The sequence below is a fragment of the Paenibacillus sepulcri genome (genome assembly GCF_042647105.1).
Classification (GTDB): Bacteria; Bacillota; Bacilli; order Paenibacillales; family Paenibacillaceae; genus Paenibacillus_Z; species Paenibacillus_Z sepulcri.
The window spans coordinates 2,791,383-2,814,543 of sequence record NZ_JBHRUP010000001.1 but is presented as its reverse complement, the minus strand read 5'-3'; the positions used below and the strand labels follow the sequence as shown (position 1 = coordinate 2,814,543).

General features: G+C 55.6%; 16 protein-coding genes. 13 read left to right on the top strand and 3 right to left on the bottom strand.

The features are described from left to right. Window position 1: 1 nt before the first annotated feature. The 9 genes from ACFOLF_RS12730 to ACFOLF_RS12690 all read left to right on the top strand — a co-directional run bounded on the left by ACFOLF_RS12730 (window position 2) and on the right by ACFOLF_RS12690 (window position 14,027). Window positions 2–1,366, top strand: coding sequence for an ABC transporter substrate-binding protein (locus tag ACFOLF_RS12730; protein ID WP_379113622.1), 1,365 nt, complete (start codon window positions 2–4; stop codon window positions 1,364–1,366). Between the two features lie 125 nt (window positions 1,367–1,491). Further along, complete coding sequence (locus ACFOLF_RS12725; protein WP_210045216.1) at window positions 1,492–2,361, top strand: carbohydrate ABC transporter permease; 870 nt, start codon at window positions 1,492–1,494, stop codon at window positions 2,359–2,361. After that, window positions 2,361–3,179: a carbohydrate ABC transporter permease gene (locus tag ACFOLF_RS12720; RefSeq protein ID WP_210045215.1), complete on the top strand. Its 819-nt coding sequence runs from the start codon at window positions 2,361–2,363 to the stop codon at window positions 3,177–3,179. The genes ACFOLF_RS12725 and ACFOLF_RS12720 overlap by 1 nt, the downstream gene beginning before the upstream one ends. 21 nt (window positions 3,180–3,200) lie before the next feature. Next, window positions 3,201–4,802 carry a response regulator gene (locus ACFOLF_RS12715; RefSeq protein WP_210045214.1) on the top strand — a complete coding sequence of 534 codons (1,602 nt, stop codon included), beginning with the start codon at window positions 3,201–3,203 and terminating at the stop codon, window positions 4,800–4,802. Between the two features lie 16 nt (window positions 4,803–4,818). Further along, window positions 4,819–6,549, top strand: coding sequence for a hypothetical protein (locus tag ACFOLF_RS12710; protein ID WP_379113595.1), 1,731 nt, complete (start codon window positions 4,819–4,821; stop codon window positions 6,547–6,549). Between the two features lie 228 nt (window positions 6,550–6,777). Next, window positions 6,778–7,638 carry an aspartate/glutamate racemase family protein gene (locus ACFOLF_RS12705; RefSeq protein WP_379113597.1) on the top strand — a complete coding sequence of 287 codons (861 nt, stop codon included), beginning with the start codon at window positions 6,778–6,780 and terminating at the stop codon, window positions 7,636–7,638. Next, window positions 7,631–8,917, top strand: a complete 1,287-nt coding sequence (locus ACFOLF_RS12700) for a ribulose-bisphosphate carboxylase large subunit family protein (protein ID WP_379113599.1) — start codon at window positions 7,631–7,633, stop codon at window positions 8,915–8,917. Before ACFOLF_RS12705 ends, ACFOLF_RS12700 begins: the two co-directional genes overlap by 8 nt. Before the next feature lie 44 nt (window positions 8,918–8,961). Beyond that, window positions 8,962–10,644, top strand: a complete 1,683-nt coding sequence (locus tag ACFOLF_RS12695; RefSeq protein WP_379113601.1) for a four-carbon acid sugar kinase family protein — start codon at window positions 8,962–8,964, stop codon at window positions 10,642–10,644. A gap of 170 nt (window positions 10,645–10,814) precedes the next feature. Further along, window positions 10,815–14,027: a glycoside hydrolase family 2 TIM barrel-domain containing protein gene (locus ACFOLF_RS12690; protein WP_210045213.1), complete on the top strand. Its 3,213-nt coding sequence runs from the start codon at window positions 10,815–10,817 to the stop codon at window positions 14,025–14,027. A gap of 11 nt (window positions 14,028–14,038) precedes the next feature. Here the strand turns inward: ACFOLF_RS12690 and ACFOLF_RS12685 are convergent, their stop codons facing one another. After that, window positions 14,039–15,295 (bottom strand): MFS transporter, encoded by a 1,257-nt coding sequence (locus ACFOLF_RS12685; protein ID WP_379113603.1) that lies wholly within the window; start codon window positions 15,293–15,295, stop codon window positions 14,039–14,041. A gap of 340 nt (window positions 15,296–15,635) precedes the next feature. Between ACFOLF_RS12685 and ACFOLF_RS12680 the strand changes: the two genes are divergently transcribed. Next, a complete protein-coding gene (locus ACFOLF_RS12680) occupies window positions 15,636–16,919 on the top strand; it encodes an MFS transporter (RefSeq protein ID WP_379113606.1) in 1,284 nt (427 codons plus the stop codon). A 56-nt stretch (window positions 16,920–16,975) separates the two neighbouring features. Here the strand turns inward: ACFOLF_RS12680 and ACFOLF_RS12675 are convergent, their stop codons facing one another. Both ACFOLF_RS12675 and ACFOLF_RS12670 read right to left on the bottom strand, forming a co-directional pair. Further along, the gene (locus tag ACFOLF_RS12675) at window positions 16,976–18,280 is read right to left on the bottom strand and encodes an SEC-C metal-binding domain-containing protein (RefSeq protein ID WP_210045211.1); all 1,305 of its coding nucleotides are present in this window, start codon (window positions 18,278–18,280) and stop codon (window positions 16,976–16,978) included. Between the two features lie 72 nt (window positions 18,281–18,352). Continuing rightward, a complete protein-coding gene (locus tag ACFOLF_RS12670) occupies window positions 18,353–19,210 on the bottom strand; it encodes a helix-turn-helix domain-containing protein (RefSeq protein WP_210045210.1) in 858 nt (285 codons plus the stop codon). A gap of 134 nt (window positions 19,211–19,344) precedes the next feature. On the opposite strand from ACFOLF_RS12670, the gene ACFOLF_RS12665 reads away from it, so the two are divergent. The 3 genes from ACFOLF_RS12665 (at window position 19,345) to ACFOLF_RS12655 (ending at window position 22,970) form a co-directional block, all read left to right on the top strand. Further along, the gene (locus ACFOLF_RS12665; RefSeq protein WP_210045209.1) at window positions 19,345–22,011 is read left to right on the top strand and encodes a family 78 glycoside hydrolase catalytic domain; all 2,667 of its coding nucleotides are present in this window, start codon (window positions 19,345–19,347) and stop codon (window positions 22,009–22,011) included. Between the two features lie 169 nt (window positions 22,012–22,180). Beyond that, window positions 22,181–22,459, top strand: a complete 279-nt coding sequence (locus ACFOLF_RS12660; protein WP_379113608.1) for a hypothetical protein — start codon at window positions 22,181–22,183, stop codon at window positions 22,457–22,459. 181 nt (window positions 22,460–22,640) lie between these two features. Further along, complete coding sequence (locus tag ACFOLF_RS12655) at window positions 22,641–22,970, top strand: DUF1904 family protein (protein WP_210045207.1); 330 nt, start codon at window positions 22,641–22,643, stop codon at window positions 22,968–22,970. Window positions 22,971–23,161 lie beyond the last annotated feature (191 nt).

Sequence of the window (23,161 nt, the reverse complement as noted above, 5' to 3'; positions counted from 1 at the left end):
AATGAAGACTGCAGCAGCATTATTGACGATTTGCCTTGTTGTCTTGTCGCTGGCCGCTTGCGGAAGCAGCAATAACAACCAGCAAAACAATGGCAATTCGGCAAACGCTTCCAACGCACCGGCAAACAATGCGGCAGGAGCGGATGAAGGAGAGAAGGCGAAGGATCCGGTTACGCTGTCCTTTGTAATCTCCAATACGGAGGATACGGTGCCGTATACGAAGATTTTCGAGGCTTACGAGCAGAAGACCGGCAACAAGGTGGAGCTGCAGGCCCTGCCCGGAGGCGATTATGACAACCTGATCAAGACGCGCTTCTCCACCGGCGACTTCCCCGATCTGTTTCTCATGCAGCCGGGAACGAAGCAGTATGTCAAGCTCAGAGCTGACGAGACCTTGAAGGACTGGTCGGGCGAAGCGGGCGTGTGGGATAACGTTATCGAGTCGATCAAGGAGTTCCAGACGGATACGAATGGCAAGGTTTACGGCGTTCCTTTCGGCAATACCGGCATGATGGGTGTATTTTACAATAAAGATGTTTTTGCCAAAGTGGGCGTTGCGCCGCCGAAGAATTACGCCGATCTGATTGAAATCGCCAAGAAAATCAAAGCGGCGGGCATTACGCCTTTCTATGAAGGGGTCAAAGACGGCTGGCCGTCGCAGGTCTTTTATTTTACAGGCTGGGTGTCGGATGTAGATCCGGCCGTTGGCGACGAGGGTGTCAACAAGCTGAACGCCAATGCGCTTAAGCTGAATGAGATTCCCGAGCTGAAGACGCTGTTCGAGAAACAGAAGGAATTGAAGGATCTGGATCTGTTCCAGAAGAATGTCATGGCTGGCACTTACGATGAGCTGCAGAATGAAATGGGCGACGGCAAGGTTGCGATGGCGTTCATGCTTGACGGCATTGTGCCTCAAATGGAAAAGAAATTCGGCAAAGAGTTCGTTACGGACAAATTGGGCTTCTTCCCGTTCCCTTCGGATACGGATGAAGGCACTGCAATGATTACGCCTCCGAACCAGCTGATGGTTCCGACGAAGTCCAAGCATTACGATGCGGCTGTGGATCTGGTGAAGTTCATGATTGAGAAGGATAGCGTCAATATGTTCTATGCGAACCACCCGGGCATTCCGATCTTCAAGGATGCGACAAGCGTCTTGTACCCGGTGCAGGAAACGGTGCAAAAGTTCATCGATGACGGAAAATCGAAGGTGAATGTACAGAACCGTCTGACGGCCTCCTTCGGGGATTTCGCCAAAACGCTGCAAAATTTCTTCCTGAGCGGCGATGTGGACGCAGCGATCAATGAGTTCTCCGACAATTATCAGAAGGATGGCAAAGCCAAACGTCTGGCAGGCTTCGAATAAGCTTCACCCTAGAGCAAATTAACGTCCCCCAAACATAAAAGGAACAGAAGGCGACTAGGGCCGACAGCTGTGCAAGCTTAAGCCCAAGTCGGCCTCAGCCTAATGAAAGCAAAGGAGGGGGTGGCATGGAGAGACGCAAATACCCGCTTTATTTTGTATATCCGGCGCTTGTCATCTTTCTGATTTTCTTTATCGTGCCTACTCTGTCAGGCGTGTATTACAGCTTTACCGATTGGAATATCAATGCGGATACGATCAAGTTCATCGGCTTTGACAACTACGCGGCGCTGTTTCATGAGCCCCGGCTGAAGACGGCGCTGCTCAATACGCTTATCTTTGCGGCTGCGGTGACGGTGCTGCAGAATGTGCTGGGCATCGCGCTGGCACTTGTCATGAACGAGAAGCTGGCTTTGCGCAATCTGCTGCGGATGGTATTTTTCATGCCGTATGTGATTGCGCCGCTTATTATCGGATATATTTTCCGCGCGATTTACCACCCGGAGCATGGGATCGTCAATCAGATACTGGATGCGGTTGGCCTGGATTTCCTCATGCAGGATTGGCTTAATGATCCCAAATATGCCTTGTTCTCCGTTGTTGCCACCGATCTGTGGCGAGTTGCCGGGTTCTCGATGGTGGTATATCTGGCCGGTTTGCAGTTTATTCCGAAGGATCTGACCGAATCGGCCTCGATTGACGGGGCCAACTACTGGAGCCGCTTCCGGCATATTGTATTTCCGCTGCTGGCGCCTGCGTTTACGGTGAATGTGCTGCTGTCGCTGATCGGTTCCATGAAGGTGTTCGAGATGGTGATGGTGCTCACGGACGGCGGTCCGGGCTACTCGACGGAGGTATTCAACACGTATATCCGCAGAATGTTCAGTCTCGGTGAATTGGGATCGGCAACGGCGGCTAATCTTCTGCTGTTCGTCCTCGTAACCGCGATCGGTGTTCCCGTGCTGATGGCGATGAAGAAAAGGGAGGTTGAACTGTGATGCAAAGAAGCGGAAGGCTGATCGCGCTTGAGGTTGTGGCCATCCTGCTGGCGCTTGTTATTTTGCTTCCCTTTATTATGATTCTGATCAATTCGGTCAAGGATATCCGCGAGTCCGCGCTGTTTGGCTTTAACCTGCCGGGCAAATGGGTGTTTAAGAACTATGCGGATGTCTATGACCAGGCGAATATTCTGCGGGGCTTCAAGAACAGCGTGCTGATCTCCGGTCTCGTCATTGTCTGCGTGAACCTGTGCGCTTCGATGGCGGCGTTTGTGATTCAGCGGCGCAACAGCCGATTTCTGCAGGGCGTCTATTACGCTTTTATTATGGGCCTCATCGTCCCGGTATCGATCATCCCGACCATCAAGCTGATGGGCGATTTGCATATCAAAGGCACGTATTTCAGCATCATTATGTATTATACGGCTGTCCTGCTGCCCTTCTCTGTGTTTCTCTTGGTCGGCTTCATGAAGTCGATTCCCCGGGAATTGGATGAGGCGGCGCTCCTGGAGGGCTGCGGATTTTTCCGGCTTTATTTCCAAATCATCCTGCCGCTGCTGGTAACGATTCTGGTCACGGTCACCATCGTGGTCATGGTCTCGGTGTGGAATGATTTCTTCGGGCCGTTCTATCTCGTAACGGACAGCACCAAGTGGACGATCGTCCTGCAAATATACAACTTTGTCTCCTTATACAGCACGAACTGGGGCATTGTGTTTGCTTTTATGGTCATCGTCGTTGCGCCGGTGCTGATTATTTATTTGCTGCTGCAGCGTTTTATTATCGACGGACTGACAGCCGGGTCATTGAAAGGCTAGCCGCCAAGGGAGGAGCAGGAGATGCGCAGTGTAATGGTTGTGGATGACGAACGCTGGATTCGCCGGGGCCTGATCCAGTCCATCCCTTGGGAGCGGCTGGGTCTTGAACTGGCCGGAGAGGCGGGCGATGGCGAGGATGCCTATCAGATGGCGCTTGAGCTTGCGCCTGACCTCCTGTTTCTGGATATGCGGATGCCGGGATTGGACGGCAAAGAGCTGCTTGGCATGCTGAGCCGCGCCCTGCCCAGGCTGCTCACGATCGTGGTCAGCGGCTATTCGGATTTTGAATATACCAAGGAAGCGATCCGCCACAACGCCTTTGATTATTTGCTGAAGCCGGTGAAGAAGGATGAGCTTGCTGGCGTGCTGGAGAAGGCTCTGGCGCAGCTGGAGCAGCTTGACCGGCAGGAGCAGATGCAGCGCAGGGCAACGGACGGGCAGCTTGAAACCTGGCTGTCGCAGGCGCTGTTCCATGAGGATGCGACAGCCGCACAGGAGCAAGCCAGAGAGGAAGAGACGGATGAGGGGATTCCCGCCTGCTGGAGGGAAGGGGAATTTGCCGTTTGGGTGGGCAAGCCGGACCGCTATGCGGATGATAACACTGATCCGCAGCGTCTTCTTGCCTGTATGGAGGAAAAGCTTGCTCAATCGCGCGCTTTCTTCTTCGGCGGCCAGTGGGCCTTTGCCCTGACCCGGTCTGCGGGAGGAAGCGGGGAGCTCGTGGCCACAATAGCCGCCGGCCGGCTGTCTCAGCCGGAGCTGTCTGTGCTGCTTGCGGATGTGCAGAGCAGGCTGAAGCAAGCCTGCGGAATCAGCGTAAGCTTCGGCGTCAGCGGGAAGGCGGACCGTCCGCAGCAGCTTCGGCAGGCTTACCTGCAGGCGCGAAAAGCGCTGGCGGACAAAAGGCTTGGCGATTGCGGCGTTGTGCTCCCGGCGCGGGAGACCGCAGCCGCCGGAGCCTTCGTTTACCCGCATCACCTGGAGCAGAGCTTTCTCCTCGCGCTGCAGATCGGCAACGGAGAAGCCGCCCGGCAGGAATTCGAGAAGCTTTTCGCCGCCTTGTCAGGACCGGAAATGACGGTCGGGCAGCTGCAGCGGGGAGCATCCATTCTGATTCATTCCATTGAGAAGCAGCTGCAAACGGCGGAGAAAAGCCTGGCTGAGCTGTGCGGCAGCTTTTCGCTTGCGTTGTCCGAGTTGTTCCTTAACCGCAATGACGCCGCATCGGTGAAAGCCGTGTTCACCCGGGAGATTATACCGGCGGTACTGCATTATTATGAGCAGCAGGGCGACAACCAGGGGGAGAAGATTGTCCGCGAGGTGGAGAGGCTGATTCAGACCCATTATGACCAGACGCTTTCACTGCAGCAGATTGCCGAGAGCCGCTACCTGAACCCGGATTATTTGAGCAGGCTGTTCAAGAAAACGACAGGCAGCAATTTTGTCGACTATCTCACGGATACCCGTATCCGCAAATCGATCGAGCTGCTGCAAATCCCCGGCTACAAAAACTATGAAATCGCACAGTTGGTCGGCTACGAGGATTACCGCTATTTCAGCCAGATCTTCAAGAAGAAGACGGGCAAAACCATTGGCGATTACCGCCACTCGGGCTCACATTAACGACAAGGAGGCAGCAATGATGAAAACACGCCAAATACCGGATACGCTGATGCTGGAGGAACGCGCCGGCCATGCCCTGAATGCCATTATGGGAATGGCGGACGAGGACTTTAACGGTATACCTTTTTTTGCCGCCAATCTAATGACCGATCCTGCCAACCTGACACACGGGGATTGGGATTACGGTTCCTCCCACGGCCGCATGATCGATGGATTTATTCTGGCCCGGCATATGTCCGGCGAGACGATCGGCACAGAACAGGAGGCGCAGTACCGCGCTAATTTTCTCTCTTTCTTCCATGAGGACGGCCTCAGCTACAGGCAGATGAATCCCAATCGAAGCTGGGAGCCCAATGCCAATCTTATCGATCAGCGAGCCGTCATTTTGTCCCTCACCACCTGGTTCATGGAAACAGGCGATCCCAAGGTTAAGGAAGTGGCGGATAAGCATGTGGCGGCGCTGAAGCGCATCGCGATCAAGGAACGGGATGTGTGGTACTATCCGGCATCCGAGTACAAGGAAGAGGGCTGGCCGTCCAAAAACGCCATGCTGCTGCGGCTTGCGCCCGATCCGGCGGCATTCTGCGGCAGGCTTGTCATGCCCCTGCTGAAATATCATGAGCTGACCGGCAACCAGGATGCCTTTGAGCTGTGCCAGTACTTTACCGCGCTTATTGTTCAGCGCAGCGGCGTGTTCAACGAGGACGGAAGCTTTAATGATGCGCTTGCCTATCGCAGCGGACATTTTCATACGCGTCTTGGCACGCTGGATGCCATCGCGCGATTTGGCGTGTTCACCGGCGATGCCGCGCTGATCAGCTGGGTCAACAAAAGCTATGAATGGGCATTAACCAAATGCACGGCTTTTGGATGGACCCCTGGGGACCTGAAAGAGCAGGCCTATGAGCATGAGACCTGCTCGCTGGTCGATCTGATCGCAACGGGCATCACGCTCGCCAAGAGCGGCTACACCAAATATTGGGGAACGGTTGAGCGTTTTATCCGCAACCACCTGACCGAGTCGCAGCTGCTGGAGATGGATTGGGTGAAGGAAGCCGACGATCGTTCCGGCGATGTTCCGGGATGGCTTACGCATCATAATATCGCCCAGCGTACGCGCGGCGCGTTCGCCGGCTATTCGGCGCCAAATGATTTCTGCTGCGATGTGAGCCATGGCCGGGGGCATACGAATGACTTGCAAATTTGCTGCCTCGGCTCCGGAACGCGCGGCTTGTTTATGGGATGGAGCAATACGATTACCGAGAAGAACGGTGCAATCAGCGTCAATTTTCTCTTGAACCGCGGCTCGGTATGGCTGGATGTGGACAGCTATTTGCCGCATGAGGGAAAGGTTGTACTGCATATTCACCGCGATCTTCCACGGCTCCAGATACGGATTCCGGAATGGGCAGGTTATGCCAAGGTGAGCTATGTGCGCGAGCGTGAAGGCAGCGAGGCAGTCAGCGGCCGCGGCAGCGATTCCAGCATGTGGGTCAATGAGCATTTTCTAACGCTGGGGGCCGCGCAGGCCGGCGAGACGATTACGGTTACGTTCCCGCTGTCTTCGCGCACAACGATTGAGAACGCCATTGGCCAAACCTTCGAGACGCATTGGCGGGGCGACGATGTCGTGAATATTTCGCCGAAGGGAACCCAGCATCCCTTCTACAGCGGCCGCAAGGTATACGATGAGGCGCCGCTGAAGGAGGGAGATTACCGCCGACTGGAGCGGGAGTTTGTCTGGTAGGGGTGTTGGTCAAAGGATAATGGCGCTTATTGACGGAGATGCCGGCGATGCGGCCCGACCGGGACGCCGCGGTATGGAGGAATCGTCGGATAGTCCAGTGCGATGAGACTGGCAGCAATGGTCCATTGCAATGAGGCTGTCACGGATAGTTCAATGCGATGAGACTGGCAGCAATGATCCATTGCAATGGGACGGATTGCCCGGTGCTGCGACAGGTGTTCTGTCCCGATGCGACAGGCTTGGGGCGATTCGTCTGAGATAATACCGACTGAATTCAGAAGCTTTCTGGACCGGACAGTAACAAATATGAGCCGCAGAGGCCAGGACCCGGTTATGCCCGGAGGTCTGCCTCACGCGCGGACTCGGGCAGCAGGAAATCCGCTGCATCAGGAGAGGGGAACGACAGGGATGAGAACGGTTGTAGCTATTTATACAGGCCAGGGTCTGGCCGAGCCGCTGAAGGCGGTTTTCAAGGAAATGCTGCCGGATTGCCGGCTGGTTAACATTATCGACGACAGTCTGATCGGCGATGTGGTGAAGGCGGGACATGTCCCGCCCGGCGTCGCCCGGAGGCTGGTGCAGTATTATCATAACGGGGAAGAACTGGGCGCGGACGTGATTCTGAACACCTGCTCATCCGTCGGTGAAATCGCGGATGACGCCCGCAAGCTGATCGGAGTGCCAATTGTCAAAATCGACGAGTCGATGGCGGCAACTGCCGCCGCTTTCTATGACAGAATTGCAGTGCTGGCGACGCTGCCTTCCACCCTGGACCCGACGCTTCGCCTGATCGGCAAGCAGGCGGAGCTCGCAGGCCGATCCGTCACGCTTATCAGCGGACTGGCCGAGGGCGCCTTCGATGCTCTGGTAGGGGGACAGCCCGAGGAGCATGACCGCATTTTGCTTGAGACCGCCATTCGGGTTTGCAACGATGCCGATGTGCTGGTGCTGGCGCAGGGCTCGATGGCCAGAATGGAGAAGGCGCTCGCGGATGCTACGGGCAAGCCGGTGCTATCCAGCCCGCGCCTGGGTGTCCAGCAGGTGAAAGAGGTGCTTGACCGGTTGGATGAGGAAGAGCGCCATGTCTGAGGGTATGAAGGAACTTCATGTAAGCAGCGACCGTGTCACGGCAGTCTATCTGGTCGAGACGCCTTATTCGCTGGAACGGGCAGCCGAAGTGATCGCAGGCGAGCAGTCGACAGGCACATTCACGGCAGTGCCGGGAGAAACCGCGCGGCTCAAGGAGCTGCATGGAGCAAGAATCGAGCGTATAGAGCCGCAGGGCGAGAGCGCTCAGCCATCGCTGCCCGGGGCCAAGCTGCCTGCCGGACATGACGGCAGTTATAATCGCGGCCTCATCAGCGTATCCTTCCCGCTGCATAATTTCGGGCCTTCGATTCCCAACCTGATGTCGGCGGTTGCGGGCAATCTGTATGAGCTGCAGGAGCTGTCCGGCCTGCGGCTGATGGATCTGGAGCTGCCGCAGGCGTTCGCGGACCGCTATCCGGGGCCGAAATTCGGCATAGCCGGAACCCGCAGGCTTGCCGGCGTCTATGACAGGCCGATCCTCGGCACGATTGTGAAGCCGAGCATCGGCCTTGCCATGGAGGACCTGCAGCAGCTTGTCGGCGACATGGCCTTGGCAGGGATGGATTTTATCAAGGACGATGAGCTGAATGCCAATCCGCCCTATGCTCCGCTTGCAGTGAAGGTGAAGGCGGTCATGGAAGCGGTGGAACGCGCTGCCGACAAGACGGGCCGCAAATTGATGTATGCCTTTAACATCACCGGGGATATCGAGGAGATGCGCCGCCACCACGAGGTCGTGGTGGAAGCAGGCGGCAGCTGTGTCATGGTCAGCATCATGAGTATCGGGCTTGCGGGCCTGGCGCATCTAAGCAGCTACAGTGAAGTGCCGATCCATGGCCACCGCAATCAGTGGGGGTTAATGACCCGCTCGCCGCTTCTGGGGATGGAATTTACAGCATTCCAGAAGCTGTGCCGGTTGGCCGGGGCCGATCATCTTCACGTCAACGGATTGAACAGCAAGTTCTATGAGAGCAATGAGTCGGTTGTCCGTTCGATTCAAGCCTGCGCGGCCCCTCTTCTGGGCGGCTATGAGACCATGCCTGTCGTCTCCTCTGCCCAGTGGGCGGGCAGCGCTCCGGCAACCTATGAAGCGATCCGGTCCGTTGATGTGATGCATCTGGCCGGGGGAGGCATGCTGGCCCATCCCGATGGTCCGGCAGCCGGATTCCAGAGCATGAAGCTTGGCTGGGAAGCGGCGGTGCAGGGCATCGGACTGAATGAGTATGCGCTGAAGCATCCGGCGCTGAAGCGGGCAATCGAGAAATACGGAAGAAGCTGAACAGCAGTATGGTGCAGCGGCAGCAAGGAGGCGGCCTTGAGCGTATGAACGAAGAGAAGGTCCATGATGGGCGTCAGAAACAACGTAGTGATCAGGAGCGCACCAGTCAGCTGGAGGCGCAGGAATTACGGCGGGACACACAAGGGAGAAGGACTGCAAGCACATCCGGGGAATCGCAGACGACGGACATCTTTCTGGGAACGCGCACGACAGACAATCTCCGGGATGCCCGGATGATGGACGCATCCCGGGACGCCCGGATTGCGGATGCATCCTCGCGGATGCAGACAACGGTCACACCTCATGAGGCATGGACAATCGGGATGTCCATCGATGCCGGCGGGAAACAGCGCCGCCGGCTTCTCTGTTATTACGGCGATGATTTTACCGGATCGACGGATGTACTGGAATCGCTGTTCCGGGCGGGCCTCAAGGCGGTGCTGTTTCTGGAACCGCCCACGTCTGAACAGCTGGAAGACGGGCGCTTTGTGAAGATGGATGCTTTTGGCGTTGCGGGGGTGGGAAGGTCGCTCACGCCGGATGAGATGGAACGGGAACTGAACCCGATCTTCGAGACGCTGAAAGCTGCGGGAGCAGCCGTCGTGCATTACAAGGTTTGCTCAACCTTCGATTCCTTGCCGCATGCCGGGAGCATCGGCAAAGCGGCCGAAATCGGACGCGGGGTATTCGGCGGCCGTTATATTCCGCTGCTTGTGGGTGTTCCTTATTTGAAGCGATATACCTTGTTCGGCCATCATTATGCGGCGGGGGGCGGGACGGTCCATCGGCTGGACCGGCATCCCACGATGTCGCGGCATCCGGTAACACCGATGGATGAGGCCGATCTTCGTCTGCATTTGCAGCGGCAAACGGAGCTTCCCATGGCGCTGATGGACATAACTGAGCTTGAAGGTCCGCTGCCGCAAGTGCGCGGGAATATGGAGAGCAAGCTGGCAGCCGGGCAGCCGGCCCTTCTTCTCTTCGATGTGCTGGATGAGCAGCGGCTGGAAACAGCAGGCAGGCTGATCTGGGAAGAGGCAGGCAGGCTGCCGGCCGATGAAAGTCTTTTTGTGATCGGTTCCTCCGGCGTGGAATACGCGCTTGGCGCATGCTGGAAGGCGGAGGGACTGCTTCCGGAGCAGGCATCCAGAGAGGACTGCGCGCAGCCGGTTAACAAGCTGCTCGTTGTATCGGGCAGCTGCTCGCCTGTAACGGAAACGCAGATCAAGCACGCGCTGGGGGCGGGTTTTGCCGGAATCCGCGTACCTGTGCATGAACTGATCCATCCCGGACGGGCTGAAGCGGCGCGGGAACAGCTGATGGAGGAGGCCCGCAGCCTGCTTGCAGGCGGCGGCAGCGTCGTGCTTTACTCCGCTATGGGCCCAAGCGACGCTAGCATCGGCGAACTGCGGGAGACGCTGGCGGAGCTTGGGATCCGCTCCGAGGAGAGCAGCCGCCTGCTCGGAATGGAGCTGGGCGTGCTGGCCAAGCGGCTGATCGCCGAAACGGGATTGACCCGTCTGTTGATCGCCGGGGGCGACACCTCGGGCTATGTCATGCGCGAATTAAACATCTCCGCTCTTGAATGTATGGCCGCGCTGACGCCGGGCGGGCCGCTGTGCCGGGCTTACTCTGCGGATCCGGTATATGACGGGCTGGAGCTGGTGCTGAAGGGCGGTCAGGTCGGCGGCGAGCGTTTTTTCGAGCAGGTTCTGCATGGTCGTTAATTACGGTTTAATGAAGGGCTGATTAGACGCCTCCCGCACAAGGAGGGGCTATCGGCCCTTTATCTGATAGTCCGGAAGAAACTCGCTTCGCCGGCAGAGGACGGCGGTAGCCGATTGTCTGCTTGTCACCGTTGTGAAGAACATCTCTGCTATGAAAGGACGGATTTAGGATGGATATGACGAAGAAACCGCTGCCGGACTGGGCGAATCTGGCCGTGCAGCAGCGCGGCAGGGTGGAGCCGCATGCGGATTTGATTCCTTATGAGTCGCTTGATACGGCGCTTCAGGGGAAACGCGAGGCTTCCGCTTATTTTCAATTGTTGAACGGGAACTGGCGGTTTCATTATGCGGAGTCTCCAGATATGGCGCCGGGGGATTTTATGGCCCGGACTTATTCCGATAACGGCTGGTCCGAAATTCCGGTGCCGGGTAACTGGCAAATGCATGGCTGGGGGATTCCGCATTACAGCAGCTGCCCGTACCCGTTCCCCGTAGATCCCCCGCATGTGCCGGCAAATAATCCTGTCGGCTGCTACCGCACGGCTTTTCGGGTGAAAGACAGTTGGGCGGACAGGGAGATCCGTCTTATGTTCGAAGGCGTGGATTCAGCCTTTCATTTGTGGATCAATGGAGAGCCGGCGGGATACAGCCAGGGAAGCCATTTTCACAGCGAATTCGATATAACCCGCTTCCTCGTTCCCGGCGACAATATTCTTGCCGTGCAGGTCTATCAATGGTGCGATGGAAGCTATCTCGAATCACAGGATAAATGGCGGCTGAGCGGGATATTTCGCGACGTGTACCTGCTCGCTTTACCTGCTGTGACTGTTCGTGACGCCTTCGTCCAAACCCGGCTGGATGAATCTCTGGAGGAGGCGGAGCTGACCATAAGGCTGAATGTGGCGGAACTTGCGGCTGGCAGCGGGTATAGCAGAAGCGGCTGGACGCTGCAGCTGGCACTGCTTGACGCCGAACATCATCCAGTCGTGTCACGCAGCGAGGCAGTTCAGTTCCCGGACGGAGAGAAGGAGCTGATCATCCCGATCAGCGAATCGGTCTCTGCGCCCAGGACTTGGACGGCCGAAACGCCGTATCTGTATACCCTGCTGCTATCCTTATTCGATGCGGGCGGACTGCTGCAGGAAGTGAAGCGGATTGCGGTCGGTTTTCGCGATATCCGGATTGAGGACGGCAGGCTGCTGGTGAATGGACAATCGGTAATCATCAAAGGCGTCAACCGCAATGAGTTTGATTCCCGCCGGGGTTATGTGACCTCGATGGAATCGATGATTCAGGATATTGCGTTGATGAAGCAGCATAATATGAACGCCGTCCGCCTCTCTCATTATCCCAACGACACAAGGTGGCTGGATCTATGCGATCAATATGGCCTTTATGCCATCGATGAGACGGATCTGGAGACGCACGGGTTTCATTTTATCGGCAATGAAAGCTTCCTGGCGCAGCAGCCGGAATGGAAGGAAGCCTTCATTAGCCGTGCCAAAAGGATGGTCGAGCGTGACAAAAATCATCCGTCCGTCATCATCTGGTCGCTCGGCAATGAGTCCGGCTACGGGCCGAATCACGATGCGATGGCGGAATGGATCAGGGCCTACGATCCCACCCGGCTGATTCATTATGAGCGCGCTTATGAAGCTCCTGTCGTCGACATTGTAAGCTCCATGTATCCGGCGGTCGGGACATTGATTGAAGAAGGGCGCAAGAGCGACAGCCGTCCTTTTCTCATGTGCGAATACGGTCACGCGATGGGCAATTCAACCGGCAATTTGAAGGAATACTGGGAGGCGGTCTACACCTATCCGCGGCTGATCGGCGGGCTGATCTGGGAGTGGACGGATATGGCGGTCTTGCGGAGCGGCGAGAATGGAGAGGAATGGTACGCTTACGGCGGCGATTTCGGGGATGAGCCGCACAGCGGCTCCTTCTGCCTGGACGGGCTGCTGTTTCCGGATCGGAGTCCGAAGGCTTCCATTCTGGAATACAAGAAGGTCATTGAGCCGGTCAAAATCAAAGCAGTGGACGCGGCGGCAGGCCTCATCCTGATTTACAACCGGTACGACTTCCTCACTCTGGAGCATTTGCAGGGCGAATGGATGCTGCTGTGCAGCGGCGTTGTCCTGGAACAAGGCGAGCTTCCCCGTCTGCATACGGCGGCGGGCGCGGAGGAGCAGGCTGTTCTCCCCCTGGTTTGCACCGACTTCGACCCTGCTTCTGAATATTGGCTACATGTCCGTTTCACCCTGCGCAGCGATACTTCCTGGGCACCGGCGGGACATGAAATTGCCTGGTCGGACCTGCCCGTCGGGCCAAAAGCGGCCAAGCTCACAGCTGCTGCATCTGCGAAGGAAGCCGCCGGCAGGCCGCAATCCGGCTCCGCACCTGTGCAGGCGGTCACCGCAAAGCCGCAATCCGGCTCCGCACCTGTGCAGGCGGTCACCGTAAAGCCGCAATCCGCCTCATCAGCTGCCTCTGCGGCAAACAGGCTGCTCTCTGTCAGCGAAACTCCCCGGTCTGTGTCAGTGGAAGGGGAGAATTTCACTTGGCGCCTCAGCAAGCTGGATGGTTCCATCCAGTCATGGGATTACGAAGGGCATGCGCTGCTGCTGGCTGGTCCGAAGCTGAATTTCTGGCGTGCGCCGGTCGATAATGATGTGCACTTGGCAAAAGAATGGGTCAAGGCGGGCTACGACAGGCTCATTACGTGGGGGCGCGGCACGGAGGTGCAAATCCGGGAAGACGGGACGGTCCGCATTCAAGTTGAAGGCGTGGTTGGCGCAAGGGGAGAGCCGCCTGCTTTTCACTCGATGCTCGCTTATACCCTCTTCAGCAGCGGGGAAGTTCATCTGGAGGGTGCAGTTGAGCCGAAGAAGGAAGGTCTCCCGCCGCTTCCAAGGTTCGGGCTGGAGCTGAGAATGCCCGGCGGGTATGATCAGTTATCATGGCTTGGCAGAGGACCGCATGAATGCTACTCCGACCGCAAGGAGAGCGGCAAGCTTGGCCTTTATGCAGGCACGGTTGAGGAGCAGTTCGTCCCCTATATCAAACCGCAGGAGAACGGAAACAAGTCCGAGGTGCGCTGGGCGGCATTGACCAGTGCCGGGGGGAGCGGCCTGCACTTCAGCAGTCCGGGCTATTTGGATATGAGCGCACATCATTATTCCACGGAGGACCTGACCCGGACCCGGCATGTTCATTTGCTGACAAGGCTGGATGAGACGGTCGTCAAGCTGGATATGGCGCAGAGCGGAATCGGCAACCACAGCTGCGGTTACGCGCCGACACTGGACGCTTATCTGATTCAGCCGGGCAAGCAGAGCTTCGAGGTACAGATCAGGCCTTTGCCTAATCAAAGCGGAGTCTGAATAATCCCCGCTTAAATCGCGCCGCCGCGTTTGTGCAGATACCGGTACAGAAGCACGCTGATCAACATGCACAGCAGCGCGCAGAGGGCGATGAACAGATATCCGGCCTGCAGGCCGCGCAGCAGTCCCATGCCGGAGCCGTCCTCCTGCGTGAACAGGTCCTTGGTCCATTCCGTGATTCCACCGATCAGCAGATTGCCAATGATGCTGGCGATGCCCATCATCGTGACGGTGAAGGTAATGGCGGTATCGCTGCTGCGGGAGTAGTACCGGGCCAGGTAAGCCATAACTGTCGGATAGATCGGGGCGATGCCGGCGCCGGCCAGCGCGAACAGGAACGCGCCGGGCTCGCCGGCCGCAATGGCTGCAATGGTGCAGATTCCGGAGCTGCCGGAGAAAATGATGAGCGATCGTATGAAGCCGATCTTGTCGGTTACAGGCCCAAGCACAAGCCGCGCCGCCGTAAAACAGATAAAGAAGGCGGACAGCATGCCGGCAGCGGCCGTAGGGGTCCAGTCGTAGGCTTTCTCCAGGAAATTAACCAGCCAGCCGCCGACGGCAAGCTCCGAGATGACCCCGAACGAGAGAATGCCGACAATCAGCCAGGCTGCAGGGTCTTTCATGTAGGAGGCGTAGGAGACTCTATCCTCCACCGCTACGGTGTCCCTGGGAAAGGCCGCGAACAAAGCGGGTATCATCGGGATGATGGACAAAGACATCATGATCAGATACATGCCGCCCCAGCTTAAGGTCATATCGAACAGATGCACTCCCATCAGCATGGAGGCGAATAGTGGAGCCACCACCGAGCTGAGACCGTAGAAGAAATGCGAGAGATTCATCATCATGCCGGTATTTTTAATGAATATGCGCGCTGTTAGAAGAGCAAGACCGATCTCCAGTATGCCGTTGCCGATATACATCAGAAAATAAGAGGCGGACAATGCCGCATAGCTGTGGGAGAGAAACATAAAGACGCCGGACACGGCCATGGAACCAAAGGCCAGAAGCATCGCAAAGCGCAGTCCGAGTTTATTCGTCAGCACAATCGTAAAGCTGCATGCCAGCAAATAGCCGAGCGAGTTCAAGGAAAGCAGCAGCCCGATTTGCCATTCATCAAGAGCGAAATCCTCCTGCATTCCGGGGAGAGCGGGTCCCTTGCTGTTCTCCGAGAAACCGAAGACCAGGAAGCCGACAAAAACAACAAGCAGCAGCAACAGGCTGTTCCAGCGTTTGGCTGGCTGTGTTCTGGATTCTTCTGAGTTCACGAAGCAGCCTCCATCATCCATGATAGATAATTCCGGTGTATAAGCGGCGATCCGAACAGGTTAGGTCAGTGACATGGAATCTATCGGCTATTGTAACATGAAAGGCCATATAGCTCTATGAATAAGATGCGACAAGGAGAGAAAATAAAGATGCGATGAATGGGATCCAAATAGGAGACGTATTTATCTCTGCCGCCGCAAAAACAGCCTGTTTTCCCGCATATTCCGGTCCATATCGGGATGGAAGCCTTTTTCCCGGCCAAAATCACTTGGAGAAAGGAAATAAAAGCGCTTTCCGCTGTGATACAATATTAGGTATTGTTTACATTGGAGAGGGCGAATGTTGATGCAGCCGAGCACGCGGTTCAGATTGAATTTCTCAAGAGGTACAGGTATCGAGCCCCAGTACAGGCTGAATAATGAAGCGATTACCGCTTTGTTCGTACACGGCTGCTTCCAGTTCGGGGCCTCGATGTCGGGGTTGTTCCTGAATCTTTACCTATGGCGCCTGACACAGGACCTGACGGTTAACGGCACATACAACATCGTGGTTTACCTGTTTACTCCGCTTGCGTTCGCAGCAGGCGGATGGATTGCCAAGCGCAAGGACAGAATGGTCACTTACCGCCTCGGCATTGCGACGATCGCCGTATTCTATCTGCTTGTGGTTATCGCACAGGAGAAAGTCGCGGAATATTACATCCTGTTCGCGATCTTCAACGGTATTGCGGGAGGCTTTTATTGGACGGGGTATCTGGTACTGATGTATGACGTGTCGAACGAGAGCAACCGACTGCGCTTTCTGGCCATCAACATGGTCGTGTTCAGCACCGCAGGACTTATCGGGCCTGCGCTCGCAGGCTTTATTATACAAATGAACGAGGGGCTTCAAGGCTATATCCTGACGTTCCTCATCGCTTCCATCATGTTCGTTGTGGCTGCCATTGTCAGCTTCCGCATCAAGGCTTCTCCCTCGCATCACAAGGCTTATCATTTGCGTCTGATGGGCCTCTTGATGCGCAAGGAAAGACTGTGGCTGCAGGGGCTGATCGCGTTTTTCGTCATGGGCCTATTCCAGGGGATCATGCTGTTTTTGCCGAATATATTGCTGCTGCAAACCGTGGGCAGGGAAGACTGGGTCGGCTACTTAGGGGTGTTTTTCTCATCGCTGACGGTCATTACCGGATATATCATTTCAAAAAAGGCGAAGAAGGAGCAGGCCCGCAAATATGTGCTCATGACCTCGACGGGCGTGCTCATCGGCGCTTCCTTCCTGCTGTTTGAGGTGCATCTCTGGACCGTTATGCTGTTCATGATCATGTTCTCTATCTGCAATCCGCTGGTGGGCAATTCGCTGACCTCCTATTATTACCGGCTGATCGGCAAGCTGCCGCTCAAGGGCCAGCTGCGCGTCGAATCCGTGGTGATGAGGGAGGCTTTTTTGAACGCCGGGCGGGTGGTCTCCATTACGCTGCTAATTGTATTATCCAAGGATCTGGATTCCGTATGGCTGCCGATTGTGCTCGTCAGCATGGCCGTCCTGCAGTATGCCATGTATTGGCTGATCCGCGAGGAGTCCGAGCCCAAGTCCAATCAGGTTCGCACACGAAGAAAGTCAATGTAAAAAAGGACGGACTCAGAGCGAAAAGGATTCCGCTTTGAGCCGTCCTCCGGGCCGGCCTATTGGCCAGCCATCCACTCGAGCAGCCGCGGCAGCTTGATCCACAGCTGAAAGTGGCTGTTTACATATAGTGCGGCTTCATAGGAATCTCCCGGACTGTACAGATCGGGCATCGTCTCCGGCAAAGGCATCAAGCCAAGCAAATAATCCGGCACATGCCTGTTTGCTTTCCGCGCATTCCGGTAGAGCATCTTCAGCCTGGCCGACTTGCCATGGCGCAGAAACTCGAGAATGACGCGGTCATAGGCGAAGGAAGCGTCAATATCGTCCTCATAGGTCTCCAGCAGCCGCTCCGCATCATCCAGCCGCTTCCTGTCCAGATAAACGGCCAGCAGCAGATATCTGGCTCCCACGCTATCGTTCGGGGACAGCGACAGCAGATCTTCGAGATGATGGATCGCTTCTGTCTGATTCTCCAATTCCCAGCACAGCTCGGCATAGGCGAATTTGATCCGGATAAAGGGACGCGTCTCGTCAATAAGCCAGAAATCCCCCCGGTTCTCCGCGATAAATCCTTCACCCAGATCAAGCTCCGCTGCTTGCAGACCATGCCTCAAATAAAGATAAGCCTGCTCCGGATCGGAAGTGGCCCCCGCCAGCAGCAAATATGCGTCGGCACAATACGGGTTCAGTTCCAGCAGATGCTGAATAAGATCCAGCCGCTGCCTGCGATTCGGCTGCAGTTCGGCCCTCTGGAGAAGCTCGTCCGCCAGCTTGATCGATTTCAGCGGCAATGCATCTCTGGATTTCTGCGAAAGCGGCGGAAGCTGGAATACCTCATGATCAAGGTCTTCATGGTCCCCATTCTCGTATTCATCCAGCATATCGCCATAATGGTTCTCGGCAAATTCATTGAGCTCCTGGAACCGCTTGGAGATCGTTGCAACCGATACCTGATATTTCTTCGCGAGCTCCGCTTGCGTGATTATAATCCCGTGCGCCTCGCAGACCAGGTATTCCAGCGCAGCGCAGTAGGCTCCGAATTTGCGGAAAAGGGGCTTCTGCACATTGGAGAATTCGTTCCATAGACTGACCGCTTCAATAATGTGCTGCTCCTCAAAATACGGCTCCATCCCGTCCGTGAGATGATGGGCCAGCATGGGGTACAGGGCATTATGCCATACCATGTCTTCATCTATGAGCGAATGGATTTCGGCTACGGACAGGTGATAATCAAGATCCGGCTCCGGGAGGGCTGCCTCCAGTCCCGCGCGCTCCGCGAGCTGGTCCTTCTCCAGGCAGCAGCGTTTATACTTTTGTCCGCTTCCGCAGTAGCAGGGATCATTTCTTCCCGGTTTTGACAAGATGCTTCACTCCAAACGATTAAATTTAAACAGGCAGATATACGGCTATATGAGCAGGATGACGGCATGCAGCTAATTCGAAGTATATTTGCTGCGGTATTGACGCGGCGTCATTCCTGTTTTTTTCTTGAACAGGGTCTGAAAAAATTTAATATCATTATAGCCTACCTGTATGGAAACTTCACGGACAGACGCAGCAATTCTCAGCAGCTCACAGCTTTTGGCGATCCGCAGCGACTGCATATATTCCGTAAAAGACTGGCCGACGGACTGCTTGAACAACCGCTGAAGATGGCTGACGCTCACATGAATCAGGGCAGCAAGCTCCTCCAGCTTCACATTCCCGTGATAATGCGAATGGATATGCTTGAAAACGGGCTCCAGCTTGCTCACGGTTGACGAAGGGAGTCTTCCCTGCTGCTCGCAGCGGTAAAGCACAGACAGCAGCTCAAGCACCTGTGCGCTCAAAATCATTTCACTGCCGCAGAGGCGCAGCGAGTATTCCATAAACAGCTTTTCCATCATGAAAAGAATCTCATCCTGATTGTCTTTGTAATAGTAATAGGGGTATGGATCGAGATGGAACATCCGCTCAAGCCCGATGGTGGAGGGAATGGAATCCTGAAACCGGCGGATAAAGGACCGCTCAAACAGGCAGTTATAGACAATCAGCCGCTGATCCTGCTCCTTGGACATAGGGCGGAATACATGGGGAGTGCCGATCGCAATAACAAAAATATCGCCGCGTTCAACATCAAGCCGCTCGTTCCCGATGTAATGGACCCCTCTGCCTTCGGCAATATAGGCAATCTCTACAAAGTCATGGACGTGCAGGGGCAGCGTGAAGGATTCCCTTTCTCTGGCTATGAATAGAGGGAGCTGGTCTCTCCAATAAAATGTGCCGTTCAGGGTTGCCGGTATGCCTGTCATGCCGCGAGCATCTCCTTAAGCAGGATGGAATCTACCCCTAATTGTAGCATAATCGCCGGTATGTCCGCTTCCTCCTCTGCTTTATAATGATAAGCAAAATCCAAACAGGAACCCGTCAGGAGGATTACCCATTTATGCTGACTGTGCATCATTTGAGAGTGAATGGACATAAGGAGCCGCTTGGGATCGATAATGGCGCAATCCGGTTTTCATGGCGTCTGGGCAGCGATTCGAGAGGTGCGGGATCGGAATCCGTACGACTATATGTGGCAGCAAGCTATGAACGGCTGCTTAGCGGTTCGGGAGATATATGGGAGAAGGAAGTCTCTGACAGCAACAGGCTGCAGATGGACTACAGCGGTCCTTCCCTCGAAGGATGCAGACGGTACTGGTGGCGCGTGGCGGTAACCGACAGACAAGGCATTCCGGCACAATCCGAAATTGCCTTCTTCGATACCGGGCTCCGTCAGGAGCAGTGGAAGGCCAAATGGATTTGGCGTCCGGGCAAGCGGATGATCAATGATTTTGTCTACTTCCGCAAGGAAATCAATCTTCGCAAGCCGGTGGCCTGCGCCAAAATATTCGCCTCCGCGCATAACGCGGCCCAGCTGTTTGTGAACGGAGAACGGATCGGCGGCAGCGGATCTCCGGCTCCGACCAATCCCGGCAAGCGCAAATATGTATTGGCCTATGATGCCTCCCATTTGCTGCACAAGGGACGGAATTGCCTGGGAGCCATTGCTCATTACCTCGGCGGAGACGGCCAGAATTACGTCAATGGGCTGCCTGGCTTCTGTCTGCAGCTGGAGGTAGATTATATCGACGGCACCTCGCAAACCTTCAAGACTGACGCTTCCTGGCTGGTTCTGGCCGATCCGCCGCACCGGGCGGGGACGAATTATCAGCAGAACCGCCGGATAAGCGCGATTGAGGATGTGGATGCCCGCAAGCTGCCGCCACGGTGGAGCACGGCGGGAGGGGGCGGCAGTGAGGCTTGGTTGAAAGCCAAGCCGGCTCCCGCTTCCGTGCAGCGGTGGGTCCGTCAATGGCAGGAAATCCCCGAAGGAGCGGTCGAGGAGCTGCTGGTTCCTGCGATTGTCCGGCCCTCTCATATCCGTGAGCAGGAGAAGGCGCAAGTATTCGATGTCGGGCGCATTATCTCCGGCTGGCCGCTTATCCGGCTCAGAGGCATTGCGGGGGTTACGCTTCGCATCCGGTATTCGGAGGATCTGGACGAACAGGGCTATGTCAAACACAATGTGTCCAATGAAAAATCAGCTTATTATTATGATCAATATACGATGCGCGGAGACGAAGAGGAAAGCTGGCAGCCGGATTTCTCCTACAAGGCTTTCCGGTATCTGGAGGTGAGCGGATATCCCGGAGAGATTGCCGCAGGCGAGAATCTCTGGGCCGTGTCCGCCCATACGGATCTTCAATATGAAGGGAGCTTTGACAGCTCAAGCTCCCTGTTGAACGACATGTACGAGGCCTGCATCCGCACGCAGAAGAATAATGTGCTGGGCCAGGTCGTGGATTGCCCGCACCGGGAGCAGGCCCAATATCTCGCCGATTCGGACCTGCAGGCCGAGGCGCTGCTGTTCAATTTTGACGGCCGCCACATTCTTGAGAAGGTGGCAGGCGATTTTGCCGATTCACAGTTTGCCGACGGCACATTCCCGTTCGTGTATCCATCCAATAACGGGCATCCGGATTTTAATTTGCAAATACCGGAGTGGGATCTGCACTATAACACACTGCTGTGGAAGATCTATTTCATTTATGGGGACGAACGCGTACTGGCGAAGTATTATGGAACGGCCGAGCGGATGGCGGATTATTACCTGGGCATTCTGGACCGGGGGCTTGGTCTGGTTCCGGTTGACAAGGGCTGGCATATCAGCGACTGGCCTTATCCCACAGTCGATCATGAATCGGAGGTGCTGACCGTGCAGAATATGAAGCTGTACGCGGCCCTCAAGGTACTTGCGGACACAGCCCGCCTGATCGGCCGGGAAGAAGACGGCATCTATTATAGCGGGCAGGCGGAGCAACTGAAGCTCAATATCCTGGAGTACTTGTATGACCGCGGCAAGCGGCGGTTCAGGGATGCGTTGGGGTCGCAGAGTACGCATCAAGGCGTAAACGGTCTCGGGATATATCTGGAGCTTGTCCCGGAGGAAGACAAGGCTGCTCTGATTGAAGCCATTGCCGCAGAGAAGCGGGAATTCAGAACGGTGCTTGGTCTGCCGCTGCTGCGGGCCCTGTTCGAGAACGGCCGGCAGGAAGCCGCATACGGAATCATTGACAACCCGGAATATCCGGGCTGGGGCTATATGATCAGCCAGGGTGCCAGGACGATGTGGGAGGGCTGGGAGGATATCGAATCCCATTCGCATGCCTGGAACGGATATCCGGCGCGTCTGCTGCAGGAGTATGTGGCAGGCATTCAGCCCGCGGAGCCAGGGTTCGCGCGTGTTCGGATCAAGCCATATCTGGCGCCGGGGCTGACCTATGCTGAGGCATCTGTTCCCACGATACGGGGAAAAGTCAGGGTGCGGTGGGAGCGTTTGAATAAGGGAATCCGGCTTATTGCGGATATTCCGCCGGCCATGACAGCCGAGATTGAATGGGATGCTGAAGCAGATGGCGGTCTTGACAGCATTCGGGAGAGTGAAGGCATGGTATGGGAGGAAGGCAGATTCACTGCCGGGGTTCCCGGCATCCTCAGCTGCGACAAACGCGGTGAGCAGATGATGTTGAAGGTGGACTCGGGCCAATATGAGTTCATCATCGAATAGGCGACTTTTATCCTGAAACCATTGACATTGGCAGCCGATTTCCTTATGATTATGATAATCATTCTCACAATCGGTTGTTAAGTTCATCCAGTATCAAGGGTGCTGTTAACACGCAGGAGGAGGCTCTTCTCATTGGAGCATGCAATGGACTTTTCACTGGCGAAAGAAGATGGAGACGCGCCCGGAGGTGCTTGCCCGCTTCAACCATGATTACAAGCTTCAGACCGAGCTGCTGGGCGCTGAGGTATTCAACCTCCGGCGCAATCCGTTTTATCATATCCCCCGGTATATCGAAAGTCCTTACAAGCCCGGAGAACAGATAATGATGCGTTCTTCGTGCTGCATGTACTACTGTCAGGAAGATGGCCAGATGTGTTATACCTGCCCGCGTCTCACAAGCGGTGAGCGTAATGAAATGAAAGAAAAGATAATGGCAGCAGCCAAATAAGCCCGGGTGAGCTTCACACCCGGCAGGTATTGCGATGCTTATCCATTATAGCCTTCCTGTCTGCCCCAGCGCCGTGCGCTCTTCCCCTGCTAAAAAGCAGGACGATGAGCTCACGGCGCTGTATTAATTTGGACGTGCTTCTAGTAAACTAGAGAAAAAGCCCAGGAAAGGAAGGAATCTTTTGCCCCAGTTATCCGTAAGAGGAATAGAGCCGCAGTCCATGGCGCTTGTCAGCGGGCGTTTGGTCGAGGAACTGGCTGCTATTTGCCAGTGCGATACCAATAATTTCACGATTGATTGCCTGCAGATCACCTCGGTGTGGAGCGGGGAGCTTGTGCCCACTTATCCGTTCATTGAGGTGGCCTGGTTCGATCGGGGTACGCAAGTGCGGGATCAGCTGGCCAGGGCCGTGACCCGCCATGTTCAATCTCTTGGTATCCCGGAGCTGGAAATCGCCTTTCGGGTATATCGGGAGAATGAGTACTATATCAATGGACTGCCTTGTGTGTAACCTGCCTGTTTTTGAACGAAAAGGGTGAGCCCTAAAGAAAAATGGGCCGTACGGTGCGAATACATCGCGTCTTACGGGTCTTTTTTTCGACCTCAGCAAAGCGGAATCATTTCTGAAAAAATAATTGGATATTCAGGGGGGACAATATCGAAAATTGTCGAATCAATAGGTACATAGTAACTAAGCGAGGT

What these genes read in the sequence shown, in the direction of transcription:
- ACFOLF_RS12730 (WP_379113622.1), top strand. Translation starts at nt 2, where the DNA reads ATGAAGACTGCAGCAGCATTATTGACGATTTGCCTTGTTGTCTTGTCG.
- ACFOLF_RS12725 (WP_210045216.1), top strand. Translation starts at nt 1,492, where the DNA reads ATGGAGAGACGCAAATACCCGCTTTATTTTGTATATCCGGCGCTTGTC.
- ACFOLF_RS12720 (WP_210045215.1), top strand. Translation starts at nt 2,361, where the DNA reads ATGCAAAGAAGCGGAAGGCTGATCGCGCTTGAGGTTGTGGCCATCCTG.
- ACFOLF_RS12715 (WP_210045214.1), top strand. Translation starts at nt 3,201, where the DNA reads ATGCGCAGTGTAATGGTTGTGGATGACGAACGCTGGATTCGCCGGGGC.
- ACFOLF_RS12710 (WP_379113595.1), top strand. Translation starts at nt 4,819, where the DNA reads ATGATGAAAACACGCCAAATACCGGATACGCTGATGCTGGAGGAACGC.
- ACFOLF_RS12705 (WP_379113597.1), top strand. Translation starts at nt 6,778, where the DNA reads ATGCGACAGGCTTGGGGCGATTCGTCTGAGATAATACCGACTGAATTC.
- ACFOLF_RS12700 (WP_379113599.1), top strand. Translation starts at nt 7,631, where the DNA reads ATGTCTGAGGGTATGAAGGAACTTCATGTAAGCAGCGACCGTGTCACG.
- ACFOLF_RS12695 (WP_379113601.1), top strand. Translation starts at nt 8,962, where the DNA reads ATGAACGAAGAGAAGGTCCATGATGGGCGTCAGAAACAACGTAGTGAT.
- ACFOLF_RS12690 (WP_210045213.1), top strand. Translation starts at nt 10,815, where the DNA reads ATGGATATGACGAAGAAACCGCTGCCGGACTGGGCGAATCTGGCCGTG.
- ACFOLF_RS12680 (WP_379113606.1), top strand. Translation starts at nt 15,636, where the DNA reads ATGTTGATGCAGCCGAGCACGCGGTTCAGATTGAATTTCTCAAGAGGT.
- ACFOLF_RS12670 (WP_210045210.1), bottom strand. Translation starts at nt 19,210, where the DNA reads ATGACAGGCATACCGGCAACCCTGAACGGCACATTTTATTGGAGAGAC.
- ACFOLF_RS12665 (WP_210045209.1), top strand. Translation starts at nt 19,345, where the DNA reads ATGCTGACTGTGCATCATTTGAGAGTGAATGGACATAAGGAGCCGCTT.
- ACFOLF_RS12660 (WP_379113608.1), top strand. Translation starts at nt 22,181, where the DNA reads ATGGAGACGCGCCCGGAGGTGCTTGCCCGCTTCAACCATGATTACAAG.